The following is a 17,827-nucleotide window of genomic DNA, read 5'->3' as shown; positions in this document are numbered from 1 at the left end:
ATTGATTCTTACTAGCGAAACAAGGGGGACAATTTGCGCCCCTGCTTGGCCCAAATATACTCCAGCAGTTGTACGCTCATGTCGTAGAACATAAACGGGGTCATCAGGTATATCCCGTTAAAGTGTGCTGTGGCCGCATCCAGCAGCTCCTTGGCGATGGCGACACCCTCTGCCCTGCCGGCTTCGCCTTCGAGCCCCTGCATCCGCCTGCGCACCTCATCCGACAGCTGGATACCCGGTACCTCGTTATGCAGGTATTCGGCATTGCGGCCGCTTGCCAGCGGCATGATTCCGAGGAAGATCGGAATGTCGAGATGCCTGGTCGCTGCCGCAATATTCGCAATCAGCTCCGGATCATAGACTGGCTGTGTCATGATATAATCGGCGCCGGAGGCGATCTTTTTCTCCAGCCGCTGCACTGCCTTGTCCAGATGCTTCACGTTCGGGTTAAACGCAGCCCCGATCACAAACCTGGCCTTCTGTTTGAGCGGCTTGCCCGAGAAGGCGATCCCGTCATTAAGCTGCTTAATCATCCGGATAATTTCGAATGAGGTCAAATCGTAAATGGAGCTTGAGCCCGGCAGATCGCCGAACCGCGCCGGATCTCCTGTCACTGCCAGCACATGGTCAATGCCCAGCGCATCAAAGCCCATCAGATGGGACTGGGTCCCGATCAGATTCCGGTCCCGGCAGGCAACGTGCACCAGCGGCCGGAGCCCGGTCCGGGCCTGTACCAGGGAGCCGAGCGCCATATTGCTCATCCGTGTTACGGCAAGGGAGTTGTCAGCCAGTGTCAGGGCATCTGCTCCAGCTCTGCGCAGCGCCTCCGCGCCTTTCATGAACTTCGTGATATCAAGATCGCGCGGCGGGTCGAGCTCCACAATCACCGTATGGCGCTCCTTCACCAGATCCACCAGATTCGGCTCGCGCCCGCTCCGGCCACCGTCTTCCTCCAGATGCTCATGCACGATAATGCTCCCCGCACTCTGCTTCACGGCCGGCTCCGGCAGAGGCTGCGGGACATACCCGCGCAGCGCAGCCGAGATTTCAGCGATATGCTGCGGTGTTGTACCGCAGCAACCGCCGATAATCCGGCTGCCCATATCCGCAAAGACAGGGGCCATCTGCCCGAAATAATCCGGCGTGGCACCATAGCGGTACTGTCCGTCCACATAATCGGCGATCCCTGCATTAGGATAGACCGACACCGGCAGCGCCAGGCTTCCCTGCAGTGTTCTAAGGGCGCGCTTGATGCCGTTAGGCCCGGTCCGGCAGTTGAAGCCGATAATGTCTGCCCCGTCCTGCTCCAGAATATGAAAAGCCTCCGGCAGCGTTAACCCGTCAAGCGTACGCGCCGTCTCATCCACCGCGAGCTGGCAGATGACCGGAAGGCTGCTTAGCTTGCGGACCGCCTTCAGCGCCAGGTGAAGCTCTTCTACGTCATAGAAGGTCTCCAGCATGATCCCGTCAGGCTGCTCTTCAAGCAGCGCAGCAAATTGCTGGGTGTAGAAACGTTTCAGCTCGGAAGCGGACAGATTTGCCCGTTTGCCGGCACGGATGGAGCCTACGGCGCCGACCACATAACCGGCTTCCCCCGCCGCCTTCCGCGCAATCCGCACACCGGCGCGGTTAATATCCTCCACTCTGCCCTCGAGGCCGAATTTGGCCAGCTTGTCATAATTGGCGGAGTACGTGTTGCTCTCCAGGAGCACGGCTCCGGCTTCAATATAGCTGCGGTGCACATCTTCAATGACCTCAGGAGAGTTCAGATTCAATTCTTCATAGGAGATGCCGACAGGGAAGCCCTTCTGATATAAAAAGGTTCCCATCGCCCCGTCTCCGACCAACACGTTATTCTTCCATGCAGAGCGCAAATCCGGCTTCACCGCAAGAACCTCCCCTATACTGTCATTAGTTTCATACTAATGTAACATAAATCGGGATGGATGATAAGCATTCAGGAGCCCCAAATATGAACCGGCCAGGCAGAGGACCTGCATGGCATTACAGAAAATGCCCATACTACTTTTATTAACCAGCAAAGGACTGTTCCGGGTTGAAAAGAAAAACGCGCAGATTGCTGCTTCGCAAGTATGCAGTGATCCTTATTTTATCAGCACTATCCCTTCTGTATCTGTATCTGCTGGACTGGCTGTTCGGCTACGGGAGGGGGAATATTGCTTACATCCTCGATTACCTGCTGTATTCCGCTTCGGAAAAGCTGGCAGCCGCCGTCATGCTGCTCGCACTGATAGTGCCCGATATTATCTATTGGGTCCGCGGCACTCAGCCGGGACGGGGTGCCGAAAAGTAGCTGCGGACAGCCGTAATAATGATCAGAATAACAGGGATAACAATCATGAACACCGGGTAGACCGTGTACAGCAGCCTGCCGCCTTCATCCAGATGCTCAGTGAAGCTGCGGGCATCCAGCATTGAAGTAAACAGGATGATCAGTGTACAGGGATAAAGCATCCGCCGGTACGGGAGATTGAACAACTCCGAGATTCCGATCAGGGCGGCGCTGAAAAAGACCGACATTTTGAAAAAGACCCCGATGATCAGCACCATCACCACAAAGATATCCACCCGCTGGATAAAATCCGATATAGAAATCTTGCTGATTGTCGGCATCAGCGGCAGCTGGGAACGCTTTGCGATATCCGCCCCCAGCACCGAGATATTAAGGGCGATCGTGGCGCTGAGCAGCAGCGCGGAAACGAGCATGGCTGCAGCAATGACCCACGGCCCTTTGCGGACATCGGAGAGGTAGGGCATGAGCATGGTAAAGACGATCATTTCCCCGAATGGAAACATATAATTTTGATGCACCACGGAATCCATTACCGGCCACAAGCCATTCTCCAGCACCGGCATCAGATGCTGCAGATTAATTGAACCGGAAAGGATGAGCAGAATCATACTGAACAAACCGATCATTAATACAATTGTAGTAAATACCAGCGAAGTCCTCGTCAGGACCTCCGTGCCTTTATGCAGCACATAGGAGCTCGACAAAATCATCAGCATGCTCAGAATGAACAGGGGTGTGTTGTGCATCGAGGCCATCGCCAGCATCGTGCTGCCGTCACGGAGCCCCCTGCCGGAAAGATTCATATACAAGATAATGTATAGCAGCGCAACTGGTGTCCCTGCGGTTTTGCCCAGAAGCTTCCGGGTGTAGCCTATAAATGTTAGATCCGGATGTTTTCTGTACAGATAGGCATACCCCGAAAACATCAGCAGGCCGGCCAGTGAGCCGATCAGAATTGAAAGCCAGGCATCCCTGCCGGCCGCCATGCCCAGATTGACCACCAGGGAAGTCCCCAGTTCAAACAGAATTGTAATGCTGAAAAACTGGAGCAATCCTATTTTTACTTTTCCCATACTATTCCTCCACCACTCTACGGATTAATCTGAAATGAGTTGCTGCGAATATCGGTATGCCTGATGACCGCATCGGCCTCTATCCGGAATTCACAGGCTGCAAAGACATCCTCCCAGTGATCCCTTACCTTTTTCCAGCCTTGCGGATTTTTGCGCTCCATTACCTGTCCGAACCCGATATAGTCACTCTTATATTTCTTGGCCGTTTCAATGGCTGCCCTGATTTTTGTAGCGGTATCCTCTATCAGCAGGGGCGACAGATTCTGAAGGGTCTCAGGGGAAGTCAGATCCAGGCTGTTTGGACTTTCCTTGATTGAAACCTGCTGGCTTATTTTCACAATAAAAACAGGATGCTCCGGATCAGCTGCCTTGACCCTTACTTCAAGCTGGGACTGGTATACATTAAAGGCTATAAAGCCTGAACCCGGATACCGGATGACTGCCGGATACCCTTTGATTTTATTGTGCAAAAGTGCTGTCCCCAGCGCAGTATTCCCCTTCAGCCAGCCCTTCAGCCTGTCATCCTTAAAAGCAGCGAGCTCCGTTACCTTGATGACTGCATGCGGGGCAATGGTTTTCATGTTGTCATTCGTATCCGCACCTTCACGGCTGCCGTCAATAATGACACCGTTAATGACCGGCCCCCCGCCCCTGAGCTGAATTCCCCTGATTACATCGTCAACTTCCATCCGGTAGTTGTAACCAAACTGCTTGGAGGTCGTATCGAGCTTCTCCACAAGATCATTAGCGGGAATTTTGCTGAATACGGTCATGGTTGACATGATCTCGCGGGCCTGCTGTCCTTTGGAAATAAACATGAGGCTGGTTAACCGGGTATCGCTTTCCCGCTCAAGCACATCCATCATATCCTTGATGCCCTCCTGCGCCACCTTTTCGGAAATAACCAGTACACGTATATGGCCGAGGGACAAAAAACGGGCAGTCTGGCGGGAAGCATTAGCCAGCGCCTCAAACATCGTGTGCCCCTTGCCTGTATACAGAGCGACGGGTGAAATGCCGCGTGTATTTTCTCCGGAAATTTCGTCGGCGACAATGACCTGGAAGGAGAGGACATATTTTTCGGCCTCCCCCTCTCCGCGGTCTATGGCGACACCGGACACGATTGCCCGGCGGTTAAGCTCGACGCTGTCCCAGCATCCGGCCAGCACAAGCGGAATGACCAGTTGGATCGCAATAAGCAAAACCAAAGAAAAACTACTTTTCTTCATCTCGCCCATCCTCCCTGTCCTGCTTCCTGCCGGCAGCATCGTTATTGCGTATAAGCGGCGCCAGCGCAGCTTCATGGCCGGTTGTCACCCGTTTGTAATCCGGCATTTCCTTCCTGAGCTGTGCCGGTGTTTTGCCGGATTTCATGAGCCAGAGCGGCAGCCGGAGCAGGGTGTCCTTCTGCCCTTTTACTGACAACGGCACGAACGGCGATAAATAAGGAATACCGAATGAACGCAGGCTGTTCATATGCGCTACCAGCACGATCAGGCCGAGCGTAATGCCGTAGAAGCCGAACATCCCGCCCAGCAGCAGAAATCCGAAACGGATGATCCGACCGGCAATCGCCATGTTATATGACGGGATGGCAAAGCTCGCAATACCTGTCAGGGCAATAACGATAACCATAATGGGAGTAATAATGCCGGCCTCAACAACCGCTGAACCGAGAATCAGCGCCCCGACAACCGAAACGGTCTGTCCGATGACACGCGGCATCCGCACACCGGCTTCACGAAGGATTTCAAAAGCCCCCTCCATTAACAGCGCTTCAACAAAGGCCGGGAACGGCACGGTTTCCCGCTGTGAGAGCAGATTAATAAGCAGGGTAGTCGGAATCATTTCATAATGATAGGTTGTTAAGGCAATATACACTGAAGGGCCTAGCAGTAGTACTATAAAACTGACATACCGGACAAGCCGCATAAGGATCGCAATGTCAAAGCGCTGCGAATAGTCTTCCGCGGACTGGAAAAACTGGGTGAACACTGCAGGCAGAATCAGCACAAACGGGGTTCCGTCAATAATGATGACCACCCTGCCTTCGAGCAGATTTCCTGCTGCTACGTCGGGGCGTTCTGAATTAAAAATGGTCGGGAAAGGAGTGAACGTCTTGTCCTGGATCAGCTCTTCGATGAAGCCCGATTCCAGCACTTCGTCTATCGCTATTTTGTTCAGCCGGCTCCTGACTTCCTCCACCAGATCCTTGCCTGCCAGTTCCTTCATATAAAGCATAGCTACATGGGTCTGTGTTTCTGTGCCGACTCTCGTATATTCCAGCCGCAGCTTCGGTGATTTGATCCGCCGGCGGATCAGGGATATGTTGGTGGCTACAGATTCCACGAACCCGTCCTTTGGCCCGCGTACGACCATCTGGGAAGATGACTCCTCTACAGAGCGTGACTCCCCGCCTTTGGTATCACAGAGAACCGCACTCATGCAGCCCTCGATAAGTACAGCCGTATCTCCAGACAGCACGGCCAGCAGCAGATCATTCCAGCCGTCCGTGACCTCTGCATCCCCCAGCTCAAGAATGCCGTCCAGCAGCACCGCCTGAATCCGGGCAGGATTTGCTGCACTTTCCGGGAGCTTCTGCGGCTCCGCCAGGAGTGAGCCGATTACAAATTCATTGACGGCAGCCGGATCCGCCAGCCCGCTGATATGGATTGCCGCCGCCTGGACACTGCGCTCTCCGCCGATCTGAAGTCTGCGCACTTTAAGGTCCGGGCTCTCTCCAAGCTCGGTCCGGATATTGAGGATCGTCTCGTCCAGATCTTCTGTTAATCCGGATGTTCTGCCGCCTCTGCCCGTCAGACCGGCTGCCTCCGCCTGGCTGTCCATGTTCCGCCGCCCGCTGCTCATCGGACTCCCCCCTTCTGATAATGGTTCCTATTATTCGCGGTTCCTTCTGCCATTATTCGGATGATCACACCAGATGCAGCACAAAAAGGATGTCCGCAAGCCGCGTGGCTTACCGGACATCCTTTTATTAGCTGCTGCAGTATAATGTGAGTACAGAGCCTGCCTGATTACACTTCCACAGAACCTGTATAGACCACCTGAGCCGGACCGGTCATATACACATGATTATCCTGTTCATTCCATTCGATGAACAGATCTCCGCCTTTAAGGCTGATTACCGCCGAGCGGTCTGTCAGATTGTTCAGCACAGACGATACCAGCGTTGCACAGGCCCCAGTACCGCAGGCCAGGGTAGGACCTGCACCGCGTTCCCAGACCCGCATATCCACATGTCCGCGGTCACGGACGGTTGCAAACTCTACATTGACCTTTCTGGGGAACAAGGGATGAACCTCCAGCTTGGGTCCCCAGGTTGCCAGATCAAAGCTCACAGCATCATCCACATAGATCACACAGTGAGGATTGCCCATCGAAACGGCTGTAAACTTGAATTCAGCCCCATCCGTTTCAATCGGCTGATCAAGTACGGGCTCGGCATCGATAGCAACGGGAATCTGTGTGCCGGACAATACCGGCTCCCCCATATCCACCGTTACGGTTTCAACCACACCGTCCTTCACCTTCAGCGATACCTTCTGCTCGCCTGCGCCGATCGTTTCGATCACAATTTCCTCCGACTCCACCAGCCCGTGCTCATAGACGTACTTGGAAACACAGCGGATGGCGTTGCCGCATTGTTCAGCTTCCGAGCCGTCAGAGTTCATAATGCGCATCATATAGTCGCCGCGTTCGGATGGCAGAATGTATACAAGCCCGTCGGCACCGATTCCAAAGAACCGGTTGCACAGCTTCACTGCCAGCTCTGCAGCATTAGCCGGCAGCTCCTGCTCGCCGAATACGATAATAAAGTCATTTCCAAGACCGTGCATTTTTGTAAATTCCATTGAAAGGTCCACTCCTAAAAGGTTTGTTAGCATTCACATGTGAACCAAGCATACCTCAAGGAGCGGGGACAATGCTATTGATTTTATGCTGAAATTTTTGTACTTTTCATCACCGGACGGCCGCCGCTCTTGCTGCGGTTCTTTTTGCCGCCCCATACGCTGCCTGCTCCCATCAGGAATGTCGGGATGCCTGCACTTACGAATACCAGGCACCATTCCCGGAAGTTCAGCGGCACCGTCTTGAAGACCGGCTGCAGCACCGGCAGGTACATGACGAGCAGCATCAGCACCACGGATGACAGGACAGCCAGCACCAGCGCTTTATTCTGCAGCGGGTTGCGGTGGAATACAGAGCGCGAGCTGCGGCAGTCAAACACATGGATCAGCTGGGCCATAACCAGGGTAGCGAAGGCTACAGACTGTGCGCGGATCAGCTGCTCCGCACTGCCCGGAGCGGTGCGCAGCGTCAGCCAGAAGGCGCCAAGTGTGCAGAGCCCGATCAGCAGGCCGCGGCTGATAATCTTCCAGCCGAGACGGCGGGCAAAAATATTCTCCTTGGCCCCGCGCGGCTTGTGCTCCATCAGATCCTTCTCCGGCTGATCTACCCCAAGAGCCATCGCCGGCAGGCCGTCTGTTACGAGGTTAACCCAGAGAATCTGGATCGGCACCAGCGGCAGCGGCAGGCCGAGCATCATGGCGAAGAACATGGTGAGAATCTCGCCGACATTGGAGGCCAGCAGATAACGGATGAATTTGCGGATATTCTCGTAAATATTCCGCCCTTCCTCAATTGCAGCAACAATCGTTGAGAAATTATCATCGCCGAGCACCAGCGCTGAAGCTTCCTTCGTAACATCAGTGCCGGTAATGCCCATGGAGATGCCGATGTCCGCCGCTTTGATCGCGGGAGCGTCATTGACGCCGTCGCCGGTCATGGCAACCACATGGCCGCGCCGCTGCAGCGATTTGACGATCCGCAGCTTGTGCTCAGGAGATACACGCGCGTAAACATGCACATTATCGGACACCTTATCCAGCTCGTCGTCATCCATCCGGCTAAGCTGCGTACCGGTCAGCACGGTTCCGCCGCGCTGCAGGATGCCGAGCTGGTGGGCAATCGCTTCAGCCGTCGTGCCGTGATCGCCGGTAATCATTACCGTCTTGATCCCCGCCCGGCGGGTAACACTGATCGCATCTCGCACTTCACGCCGCGGAGGGTCGATCATGCCGGCCAGCCCGGCAAAGACGAGCTGGCTCTCCGCTTCCTTCTCACTGCCGGCTGCCTCACCGGAGCGCAGATCGCGGTATGCCATGCCCAGCACCCGGAGTGCGCCGGAGGCCATCTCCTCGTTCGCTTCAAGCACCTTCTGCCGCAGCGTCGGGGTGCACGGCACAACCGCACCTTCCCACAGCATATAAGTGCAGCTGTTCAGCAGAACGTCCGGTGCACCCTTGGTGCAAATCATCCGCCCGCCCGGATGGCTGACGACGACGGACATCAGCTTGCGTTCCGAATCAAACGGGAATTCCTGATCCCTTGTATAGGTAACTGCGAGCGACTGTGCAGTCAGACCCATTTTGGCGGATAAAGCTACCAGTGCGCCCTCCGTCGGATCACCTTTCAGTTCCCACACCGGCTGGCTGCTGAGCGGATTATCCGCGGACTCCGCCTTTTCCTTCCCCTTGCGTTTGCCGCGCAGCTCTGCCGGGAAGGTTTCAACAATCTCGGCATTGCTGCAGAGTGCTCCGATCTGCAGCATTCGCCGCAGATTCTGATCATTTTTCAGATCAACCGGTCTGCCCTTCTGCAGAATCTGCCCGGAAGGGGCATAGCCCTCGCCGGTCACCTCCAGAATCCGTCCGGCGTTCCAGACACGCGTCACCGTCATTTTGTTCTGGGTCAGCGTGCCTGTCTTGTCAGAGCAGATCACCGAAGCACAGCCAAGTGTCTCCACAGAGGGAAGCTTGCGTACGATGGCCTTGCGTTTAATCATCCGCTGCACGCCAAGCGCGAGCGCAATCGTCACGATCGCCGGCAGCCCTTCGGGAATAGCGGCTACGGCAAGGCTCACGCCGGCAAGAAACATCGCTGCTGCTGGCTGCCCGTGCAGGATACCGGCAAGCACAACCACTATGGTAAGACCCAGCGAAACATAAATCAGAATTTTTCCCAGCTGCTCCAGACGGTGCTGCAGCGGAGTTTCCTGCGATTCGGTGTTCTGGATCAGATCGGCAATTTTCCCCATCTCCGTATCCATACCGGTGCGGACAACAACCGCTTTGCCTGTGCCGCGGGTAATCATTGTGCCCATAAATCCGATATTTTTCTGGTCGCCAAGCGGCAGCTCGGCAGCAGGAATGGCATCGGCATGCTTCGATACAGGCAGCGATTCGCCGGTCAGCGCCGATTCTTCGGCATACAGCGCACTGCATTCCAGCCAGCGGACATCGGCCGGAACACGGTCGCCGCTCTCCAGCAGCACGATGTCACCGGGAACCAGCAATCTGGCCGGGATAAGCTCCTGCCTGCCACCGCGCAGCACTTTGGCATTAGGAGCCGACAGCTGCTTCAGCGCCCGCAGCGAGCGCTCGGCCCTGAATTCCTGCACAAAGCCAAGCACCCCGTTAAGCAGGATAATGGCGACAATCGTAATGGCATCGAGGTACTCGCCCAGCAGGCCGGATACCAGCGTTGCCCCCATCAGCACCAGCACCATAAAATCCTTGAACTGGTTAAGCAGCAGGGTCAGCGGCGAGATTTTTTTTCCCTCCGACAGTTCGTTGAACCCGCTCTCCTTGCGTCTTTCCTCAGCTGCCTCTGCGCTCAGGCCCGATCCCGGCTGAACGCCGAACAGCTTCTGCAGCTCCTCTGCACCGAGCCGGTGCCAGCTTTTTTGTTCCATATCGTTTCTTTCCCCTCCCGGTCGTTTCTTGACTTCCGGCGGCGCACAGCTTTTCCACCTGTTCATGACCAAGTGTATTCATGGTCGTCCCAAAATATCACTGCCCGTCTGCTTTCCCTTTTGCGCGAATGTGTTAATGTATGGCATCATAGGGAGTAGCACTTAATCTTTTTGCGACAGGAGAGCTTTTAACATGGCATTAGACGGTATTGTTACCAGAGCGATCGTGCACGAGCTTCAGGCCTTTATCGGTGCGCGCGTCGGCAAAATATATCAGCCCAGCACACACGATCTTATTTTCATCCTGCGCGGCGCAGGAGGCGGAGGCAAGCTGCTGCTGTCTGCGAACCCGACCTATCCCCGCCTGCACCTGAGCGAACGCAGCAGCGTCAATCCGGCGGAGGCGCCGATGTTCTGCATGCTGTTGCGCAAGCATTGTGAAGGCGGAACCATTGAGAGCATTGCCCAGGTCGGCATGGAGCGGATCATCCATATCAATATCCGGACCCGTGATGAGCTTGGGGATGTCTCGGCCAAACAGCTGATCATCGAGCTGATGGGCCGACACAGCAACATCATTCTTACCGATCTTGCCAGCGGTACGATCATTGACGGCATCCATCATGTGACCCCGTCAATCAGCAGCTACCGGGTTGTCATGCCAGGGGCCGCTTACACCGAGCCGCCGCAGCAGCATAAGCTGAATCCGCTGGAGGTAGGCAAAGAGGCATTCATCAAGCTGATGGCAGACGCTGAGGAAGCCGCACTGCTGGGTGAAAGCGAAGAAAAGGCTGAGCCTGAGGACATGATCGAAGGAGATATTGCCGAGCTCCTGCGGTCGCTGGAAGGACCGGTGCAGGACGGAAGCGGGGGACCTGCTCCTTCAGCTGACCCTGCAGGCTGGATCGTACATGCTTTCAGCGGGATAAGCCCCCTGATTGCCGGAGAAATTCTGTACAGGGCAGGCAAGGAGGTTGTATCGCAGCATCCGGAGGCACCTGGAAAGCTGTGGGCAGCCTTTGATTCCGTAATGACGCCTGTAAGAGAGTCCCGGTTCGAACCTGTTTCCGGCAATAATGCCAAGGGCAAGCCGGTCTTTTCCGCCATTCCTCTGACTTTACTGGGCGAAGAAGTACGGCATTACGGCACGATCAGCAGCTGCCTGGAGGAATATTACGGGGATAAGGCAGAACGTGATACAGTCAAGCAGCGGGTCGCTGACCTTATACGTTTTCTAACCAACGAGCGGAGCAAGAATGTAAAGAAGCTGGCCAAGCTGCAAAAGGATCTGGAGGAAGCGGATGATGCGGACCAGTACCGGATCTGGGGAGAGCTGCTTTTTGCCTCCCTGCACGCTGTGTCCAAAGGAGACAAGGAAGCCCGGCTGGTGAACTATTACGATGAAAATCAGGCAGAACTCACGATTCCGCTTGATCCGTTGCTCACTCCGTCTGACAATGCGCAGCGTTATTTCAAGAAGTACAACAAGTACAAGAACAGCCTGCTTGTGATTGAAGAGCAGCAGGCCAAGACACATGAAGAGATCACCTACATGGAGACGCTGCTGCAGCAGCTTGCCCATGCCTCGCTTAACGATATCGAGGAGATCCGCGATGAGCTGGTCAGCCAGGGCTACCTGCGCGACCGCAGCAAAAAGGGTAAAAAGAAAAAGAAGGCTACCCGGCCGACCGTCCAGGTGTATACCTCATCCGAGGGTGTGGATATTTATGTCGGCAAGAACAACCTGCAGAACGAATACGTCACGAACCGCCTGGCCTCGCCTAATGACACCTGGCTGCATACCAAGGACATTCCCGGCTCGCATGTCGTGATCCGCAGTGAGGCGTTCGGAGATGCCACCCTGGAGGAAGCGGCACAGCTGGCTGCTTATTACAGCCAGGCCAAGCAGTCGAGCAGCGTTCCGGTTGACTGCACCCTGATCCGCCATGTCCGCAAGCCAAGCGGTGCGAAGCCCGGCTTCGTCATTTATGACCATCAGAAGACGCTGTTTGTCACACCGGATGAGGAGCGGATTAAAAGCCTGCCGAATACGCTGAGAAGCTGAACCCTCATAAAGCACAATAAGCCGGACCGCGGGAAGTATAACTTCCTGCGGTCCGGCTTTTCTTTTGGACGCTGCTCCGGTTAATAGAGCAGCTGACAGTTTCATAGAGCCAGCGGCACATCATAAGGGTGCAGCCATCAAGGTTATCTGCGATTATCTGCAGCATCGCGGAGCTGCTTCAGCACATCCGCCGGCACGCTTACGCTGCCCAGATCGCCATGGAATATGACGCCCTGGCGCGCACCGTGAAAGTCCGAGCCGCCGGTAACCAGCAGCCCGTATTGCTCTGCCATCACTATATAACGTGCAGCATCTTGTGGGCTGTGGTCCGAGTGATGCGCTTCGATGCCGCGCAGCCCGCTGCGGGCAATAATGCCCCGTACCAGCTCATCATCGCCGTAAATGCCGGGATGGGCGAGCACCGGCGCCCCGCCTGCTTCAATGATCCACTTACAGGCCTCCTCCGGTGTAATGCGCGGTGGTGATACATAGGCTGCGGCGCCCTCTGCAAGATATTTGTCAAAGGCATCACGCATATCGGCAGCAGCCCCGAGCCGCACCAGTTCATCGGCAATATGCGGCCGCCCGATGCTCTCGTCGGGCTTTAATGCACGGCCGAGATTGGCAAGCACCTGCTCCAGTGTAATCTCAATACCAAGTTCACGCAGCCTGGCCAGGATCGCTTCGTTCCGGGCAGCCCGGGTATCCCGCTGGGCTGCCAGCCTGGAGAGAAACAGCTCCTGCTCAGTGTCTATATAATAGCCCAGAACATGTATCTCCTTGCCTTCAGCACGGGTGCTGATCTCTACTCCCGGTACGACAGTAATACCGTATTTGCGTCCTGCCTCCAGCGCTTCCGCAACGCCGCTGACGGTATCATGATCCGTTATGGCTACTGCCGACAGCCCTTTATCAAAGGCGATCCGAACATTCTCCGCAGACGGCTGCATGCCGTCCGAAGCCTGCGTATGGCTATGCAGGTCGGCATATCCCTGCAGACCGGTCCGGCCGGTTTCTTTTACCGTGAAATCATCCTGCTGACTGTTCATTTCTGCCACCCCGCGTTTCATGTGTATTGACGGATTCATGCGCTCCCATTCCTCACGCAGAATGCCCATCTTGATTGCATCGTAATATTCGCCGCGGACTATCCGCGCTTTCCGGATCTGCCCCTCCAGCGCCATCCCGCATTTGGCGGCCAGCCCCATCATCCTGACGTTACCCGACCAGGTGGCAATGCCTAGGCGGACTGTATCAATTGAAGCAAACAGATAAGCCATCCACATTTTGAAAGCCTCGGTTCCGTAGCCGCCTGACCAATAACGGGAATCAAAAATAGTGATACCTATCTCAAGCCAGTCCGTTTCCTCCGATACCCAGTACCAGTTGACTGTGCCTTTGAGCTTTCCGTCGATTTCAATTACCAGCCTTGACCGCGGCTTGTCGGTCCAAGTCACCGCCAGCACTCCAAGGTAGCTCTCTTCAAATTTCTCAAAGCTCTCTTCTTCCAGCTTGTAATACGGACCATCCCACTTCTGAAATTCCTGATCCTCAGCCTCATAGTAGTGATAGTAAATGGTCCGAAGATCCTCTTCAACCAGATCACGCAAAATCACCCTGTTTCCCTGCAGCCGTACCCCCATATCTTATACCCCCGCTTTACCCTGTCTTGTTCCACAAGCCGGACCCTGCTGTATTACCGGTCGTCCTTATGCTCACGCAGATAAGTCAGGAAGGTGACTGCCGGGATCGGCAGCAGCGTTGACTTCAGATGAATGGCATAGAACTGCCGCTTGAAGGAGGCATCCGTAATATCGACAACCTTGAGCAGCCCCAGCGCCACTTCATGCTTGACCGAGGACGTAGAGATAATCGTGATGCCCAGACCGGCTTCTACCGCCGATTTTACCGCACCGGTACTGCCCAGCTCCATGACGATTCTCATGGCTCCCGGATCAAGACCTTTGTCGAGCAGCTGCTCCTCCATCACAATACGGGTACCCGAACCCTGTTCCCGCAGGACAAACGGGTATTGAAGCGCATCTGCCAGGGTAACCTCCTCCTGATCGGCCAGCGGATGCCCCCACGGTACGATCAGCTTCAGCTCATCCCCCATCACCGGCTCCAGCATCATGGCCGGATGGGCTACCGGCGCTTCAACCAGCCCGAAGTCCAGCTGATGCTTATGAATCTCCTCGATAATCTGTGAAGTATTCATAACCTTCATGTTAATAGAGATATTCGGATAGTCTTTGCCGAAAGGCCCAAGCAGGCGCGGCAGCACATATTCGCCGATAGTCAGGCTCGCCCCGAGCTGCAGCCGCCCCTCCAGCATATGCGTGAACGCCGACATGGCCTGATCCGCTTCGCGGATCAGCTGGATGCTCCGCCGTGCATACGGCAGGAGCACCTGTCCCGCTTCCGAGAGCACGATCTTCTTGCTGGAGCGGTCAAACAGCTTGATCCCGAAATAATCCTCCAGCGCCTGCACCTGCATCGTAACCGCAGGCTGTGTCATATGCAGCCGCTGGGCGGCTGCCGAGAAGCTCCCCTGCTCGGATACCGTATAAAAAATATGAAGCTGATGAAAATTCATGTATTCAGACTCCTTCAGTGCTGTATAGATCGATCTTTTTAATAAAAAGGCATGCGGTCCTCGGCCGCATGCCTTTTTGCGTACTGCTCCGCGCTATCTGCGTTTGCGGCGCTTCTTCATCAGCTTCATCCGGCGGGAATTCCGCAGACGGGAGAAGTAGCCCTGCAGATCACGCAGCTGTGGAGTCGCCGAGATCCGCCCCAGAAAGGAGACAATCACCATCACGTGCAGCGGCCGGCCGGACAGGCTGGTGACACCCTCCAGCTCCTTGAACTCTGCAATCACAACGGTATCCTCATCGATCAGATAGGCGTTGTATTTGCTCTGCAGATACGGCTTGATCCGATTCTGCTTCAGGCATTGCCACAAAAAAGCAGCGGGCTCCACACCGGCATCTCCTTCCCGGCTGACCCGGTCCGCATAACGGCTCTGAGCGTGGCTTGTTATCACAATATCAGCGACCCTGTAGTCATTCAGCATGATGTGAAAAGGCTCATACGCCCCCCACCAGTCTAACCCTTTGCCATGCATCATCATCACTCTCCACCGGAAGGGTCTAGGCATGCTCTTATTGTTGTCAATCTTACCGCATTGACGCAGCTTGTTCAAGCATGCCGCTCCGGTACAGCCGGTATCAGGCTTACAGTCAGCGGCTCACTTTGCTCATGGCAAGGTCAGAATCATCCACATAGCTGCTGCCCTTGATCTTCTTGCATCTTTTTTTGAGCCGTGCCGCCTCCTCGGACAACGCCTCAATTGAAGCAAACTGGCGAAAACGGTTGGTCACAACCGCAACGGAGATCGAGACCAGCGGAATTTTTTCCATGCCGCCTGAACGGCCTTCGGTCAGAACATACTGCTGTGCCAGATGACCCGGATGATAGAACTCTTTTATAACCTGCTCAAATTCCCTGATAATGGCCCGGCAGCAGTCCTCAAACTGGTAGTCGTTGATAAAAATAATAAAGTCGTCCCCGCCGATATGCCCCAGGAACCCTTCCAGCTGCAGGGCGCAATGCTTCAAAATCTCCGCAGCCGCCTGGATCAGCCGGTCCCCCTCTTTGAATCCGTACGTATCGTTATAAGCCTTGAAATGATCAAGATCTATGTATAATACACTGAACTGATCCTGCAGCAGCGCTTTTACCATCCATTCATTGATACTCAAATTGCCCGGCAAGCCGGTTAGCGGATTAAGAAAGCTGGCTGCCACCGCCTGAATCTCGGCGAAGTTCAGCAGCAGGTCGCGCACGCTCACCGCACCGAACAAACGCCCTTCATGCGTAACGAGCACATAGTCGTAGAGATTCTCCTCGCTTCTGTCCATCGCCAGCCGGCTGACCTCCGTAATCCGCGTCTTGTAGTCCACCACAAGCGGATTGCGGTCCATAACCAGCTCCACTGCCCTCCCCATGTATAGCGTATAGCCATACAAGGTTCCGATTTGCTGATAAAAGCGGATACGCATAATCAGAGCTACGGCTTTCCCGTTTTCGGTAACGGAAACACCTTGCAGCCGGGGATTGCTTTTGAAAATCTGATCCACATATTCACATTTATGCTGCGGGGAAATCTCCGGGATTTGCTCCGCAATTTCACCGATTTGAAGAAACATAGCCATAGACTCCCCTTCCAGCAGCTTTGATAGGCTCTACAGGACAGCTGCCCTGCACCGGAAGCTGCCCCGGCCTGCCCAGCGCATAACCTTGTCCGAACTCAATGCCCGCTCTCTGCAGATATACCAGCTCCTCCGCAGTTTCGATGCCTTCCGCAATGACTTTGGTGGCCGAACGGGCCGCATACTCCCGGATCAGCTCCAGCAGCTCCTGCTGTTCGCGGCAGCCGTGGATGCCCCGGATCAGCGACTTGTCCAGCTTGATGAATTCCGGCTTGAGGTATACCAGCGTTTTCAGGCTGTTGTAGCCTGAGCCTGCATCATCAACTGCTATGCGGAAGCCCTGCTCACGGTAATGGGACAGCACCTTTTCAAAGCCGATATAATCCTGCACAGCCTGCCGTTCAGTCAGTTCAAACACGACACGCTCCGGGGACAGCCCAAGCGACTGCAATAGGGCCAGCGTCTCTCCGCTCTTATGACGGGTATCATTCAGCACCCCCGGATGGACATTGATGAAGACTAACGTGCCTCTCGCACGGTCCTCCAGAGGCAGCCGTTCCATGTACCTCAGCAGTGACATCCTCCGGCAGTTCTGCTCAAAGCGGAACATCTGGTCCGTCCTCCCGGCAAATTCATAGAAGTGCTCTGTGGTCGGAAAATAGGTGGAGGACGGAGGACGGTTTAGCACCTCATGCCCGACTGTATGACCGGTACGCAGCTGCAGAATCGGCTGAAAATACGTATCCAGACGTTCATTGTTCATGATATCCAGCAGGGCGGATAGCTGGCCGAGCTCCTGCAGCTCTTCCTTAAGCCTGACATTCAAATGCTGAAGATACCTGGGAATGGATTTTATCTTGTGGGACAGCGCCCGTTCTTTGCTCATTTTGATCACCTGTATGCCTGTCTTCGTGAATTTTATCACTCTTAGCACAAGCATATACGCAAAGTATTAAGCGGTGATTAAATATCCTGCCAAATATCGACAATCACCCGCTTTATTTCGGGCCTGTATCACTAGAGTGAAGGGCTGGGGTTAAACCAGCCCCTCCTCATCAAACCGTACGTGAGGTTTTCCCTCATACGGCTTTCCGATGTTTGTCATTCATGGGCATGCAGATCACAATAGCGTTCTTAGTCCATACATCTTGGCAATATACTTTACTTCAGGTAATGAACTCATCCATCTTCTGCGTTGTCTCTTCTTCGCGTACCACCGGGTTAATCTCTGCAGAATATACCAATCCAGCTTGGCTAATCTCTTTTGGCTGTAGTTCGTGTAGTAATAATTTCTCCATCCCTGAATCTTTGGATTGAGCCATTCCACTTGTTCCGCGAACGATTTAGAGCGCATACTCGGCGGTGCTAATCTTTCTTTGACTACGC

Annotated in this window: 14 protein-coding genes and 1 pseudogene; 2 read left to right on the top strand and 13 right to left on the bottom strand. The window is 54.7% G+C overall.

Annotated features, from left to right (window positions below; translation table 11 throughout):
• Nucleotides 1-11: 11 nt before the first annotated feature.
• A complete protein-coding gene (locus BLR64_RS19165) occupies nt 12-1,886 on the bottom strand; it encodes a bifunctional homocysteine S-methyltransferase/methylenetetrahydrofolate reductase (RefSeq protein WP_090716570.1) in 1,875 nt (624 codons plus the stop codon).
• Between the two features lie 170 nt (nt 1,887-2,056).
• On the opposite strand from BLR64_RS19165, the gene BLR64_RS19160 reads away from it, so the two are divergent.
• The gene (locus tag BLR64_RS19160; RefSeq protein WP_139172026.1) at nt 2,057-2,314 is read left to right on the top strand and encodes a hypothetical protein; all 258 of its coding nucleotides are present in this window, start codon (nt 2,057-2,059) and stop codon (nt 2,312-2,314) included.
• Here BLR64_RS19160 and BLR64_RS19155 read toward each other — a convergent pair.
• From BLR64_RS19155 to BLR64_RS19135, 5 genes are all read right to left on the bottom strand, one after another.
• A complete protein-coding gene (locus BLR64_RS19155) occupies nt 2,287-3,387 on the bottom strand; it encodes a GerAB/ArcD/ProY family transporter (RefSeq protein ID WP_090716567.1) in 1,101 nt (366 codons plus the stop codon). The two genes, BLR64_RS19160 and BLR64_RS19155, sit on opposite strands and share 28 nt — an antisense overlap.
• Before the next feature lie 17 nt (nt 3,388-3,404).
• A complete protein-coding gene (locus tag BLR64_RS19150; RefSeq protein ID WP_167360731.1) occupies nt 3,405-4,616 on the bottom strand; it encodes a Ger(x)C family spore germination protein in 1,212 nt (403 codons plus the stop codon).
• Nucleotides 4,603-6,255, bottom strand: coding sequence for a spore germination protein (locus BLR64_RS19145; RefSeq protein ID WP_090716564.1), 1,653 nt, complete (start codon nt 6,253-6,255; stop codon nt 4,603-4,605). Before BLR64_RS19145 ends, BLR64_RS19150 begins: the two co-directional genes overlap by 14 nt.
• A gap of 167 nt (nt 6,256-6,422) precedes the next feature.
• The gene (gene dapF, locus BLR64_RS19140; protein ID WP_090716562.1) at nt 6,423-7,259 is read right to left on the bottom strand and encodes a diaminopimelate epimerase; all 837 of its coding nucleotides are present in this window, start codon (nt 7,257-7,259) and stop codon (nt 6,423-6,425) included.
• 83 nt (nt 7,260-7,342) lie between these two features.
• Entirely contained in the window at nt 7,343-10,162 is a 2,820-nt protein-coding gene (locus tag BLR64_RS19135) for a calcium-translocating P-type ATPase, SERCA-type (RefSeq protein ID WP_090716560.1), read from the bottom strand.
• Nucleotides 10,163-10,355: 193 nt separating this feature from the next.
• On the opposite strand from BLR64_RS19135, the gene BLR64_RS19130 reads away from it, so the two are divergent.
• Nucleotides 10,356-12,227: an Rqc2 family fibronectin-binding protein gene (locus tag BLR64_RS19130; protein WP_090716559.1), complete on the top strand. Its 1,872-nt coding sequence runs from the start codon at nt 10,356-10,358 to the stop codon at nt 12,225-12,227.
• 143 nt (nt 12,228-12,370) lie between these two features.
• Here the strand turns inward: BLR64_RS19130 and BLR64_RS19125 are convergent, their stop codons facing one another.
• The 7 genes and pseudogenes from BLR64_RS19125 to BLR64_RS19095 form a co-directional block, all read right to left on the bottom strand.
• Nucleotides 12,371-13,276 carry a PHP domain-containing protein gene (locus tag BLR64_RS19125; RefSeq protein ID WP_090716674.1) on the bottom strand — a complete coding sequence of 302 codons (906 nt, stop codon included), beginning with the start codon at nt 13,274-13,276 and terminating at the stop codon, nt 12,371-12,373.
• 144 nt (nt 13,277-13,420) lie between these two features.
• Nucleotides 13,421-13,870: pseudogene (locus BLR64_RS19120) on the bottom strand (GNAT family N-acetyltransferase); the annotation flags it as partial.
• 53 nt (nt 13,871-13,923) lie between these two features.
• Nucleotides 13,924-14,823, bottom strand: coding sequence for a selenium metabolism-associated LysR family transcriptional regulator (locus tag BLR64_RS19115; protein WP_090716557.1), 900 nt, complete (start codon nt 14,821-14,823; stop codon nt 13,924-13,926).
• A 93-nt stretch (nt 14,824-14,916) separates the two neighbouring features.
• Complete coding sequence (locus BLR64_RS19110) at nt 14,917-15,354, bottom strand: hypothetical protein (RefSeq protein ID WP_090716672.1); 438 nt, start codon at nt 15,352-15,354, stop codon at nt 14,917-14,919.
• A gap of 115 nt (nt 15,355-15,469) precedes the next feature.
• Nucleotides 15,470-16,438, bottom strand: a complete 969-nt coding sequence (locus BLR64_RS19105; RefSeq protein ID WP_090716555.1) for a GGDEF domain-containing protein — start codon at nt 16,436-16,438, stop codon at nt 15,470-15,472.
• Nucleotides 16,419-17,327 carry an EAL domain-containing protein gene (locus tag BLR64_RS19100; RefSeq protein WP_090716554.1) on the bottom strand — a complete coding sequence of 303 codons (909 nt, stop codon included), beginning with the start codon at nt 17,325-17,327 and terminating at the stop codon, nt 16,419-16,421. Before BLR64_RS19100 ends, BLR64_RS19105 begins: the two co-directional genes overlap by 20 nt.
• 234 nt (nt 17,328-17,561) lie before the next feature.
• Complete coding sequence (locus tag BLR64_RS19095) at nt 17,562-17,795, bottom strand: group II intron maturase-specific domain-containing protein (protein WP_090716670.1); 234 nt, start codon at nt 17,793-17,795, stop codon at nt 17,562-17,564.
• Between the last annotated feature and the right edge of the window lie 32 nt (nt 17,796-17,827).

It is taken from the genome of Paenibacillus typhae (assembly GCF_900099765.1).
GTDB classification, from domain to species: domain Bacteria; phylum Bacillota; class Bacilli; order Paenibacillales; family Paenibacillaceae; genus Paenibacillus_AQ; species Paenibacillus_AQ typhae.
The sequence above is the reverse complement of the archived record's forward strand: the minus strand, read 5'-3'. Positions and strand labels throughout refer to the sequence as shown.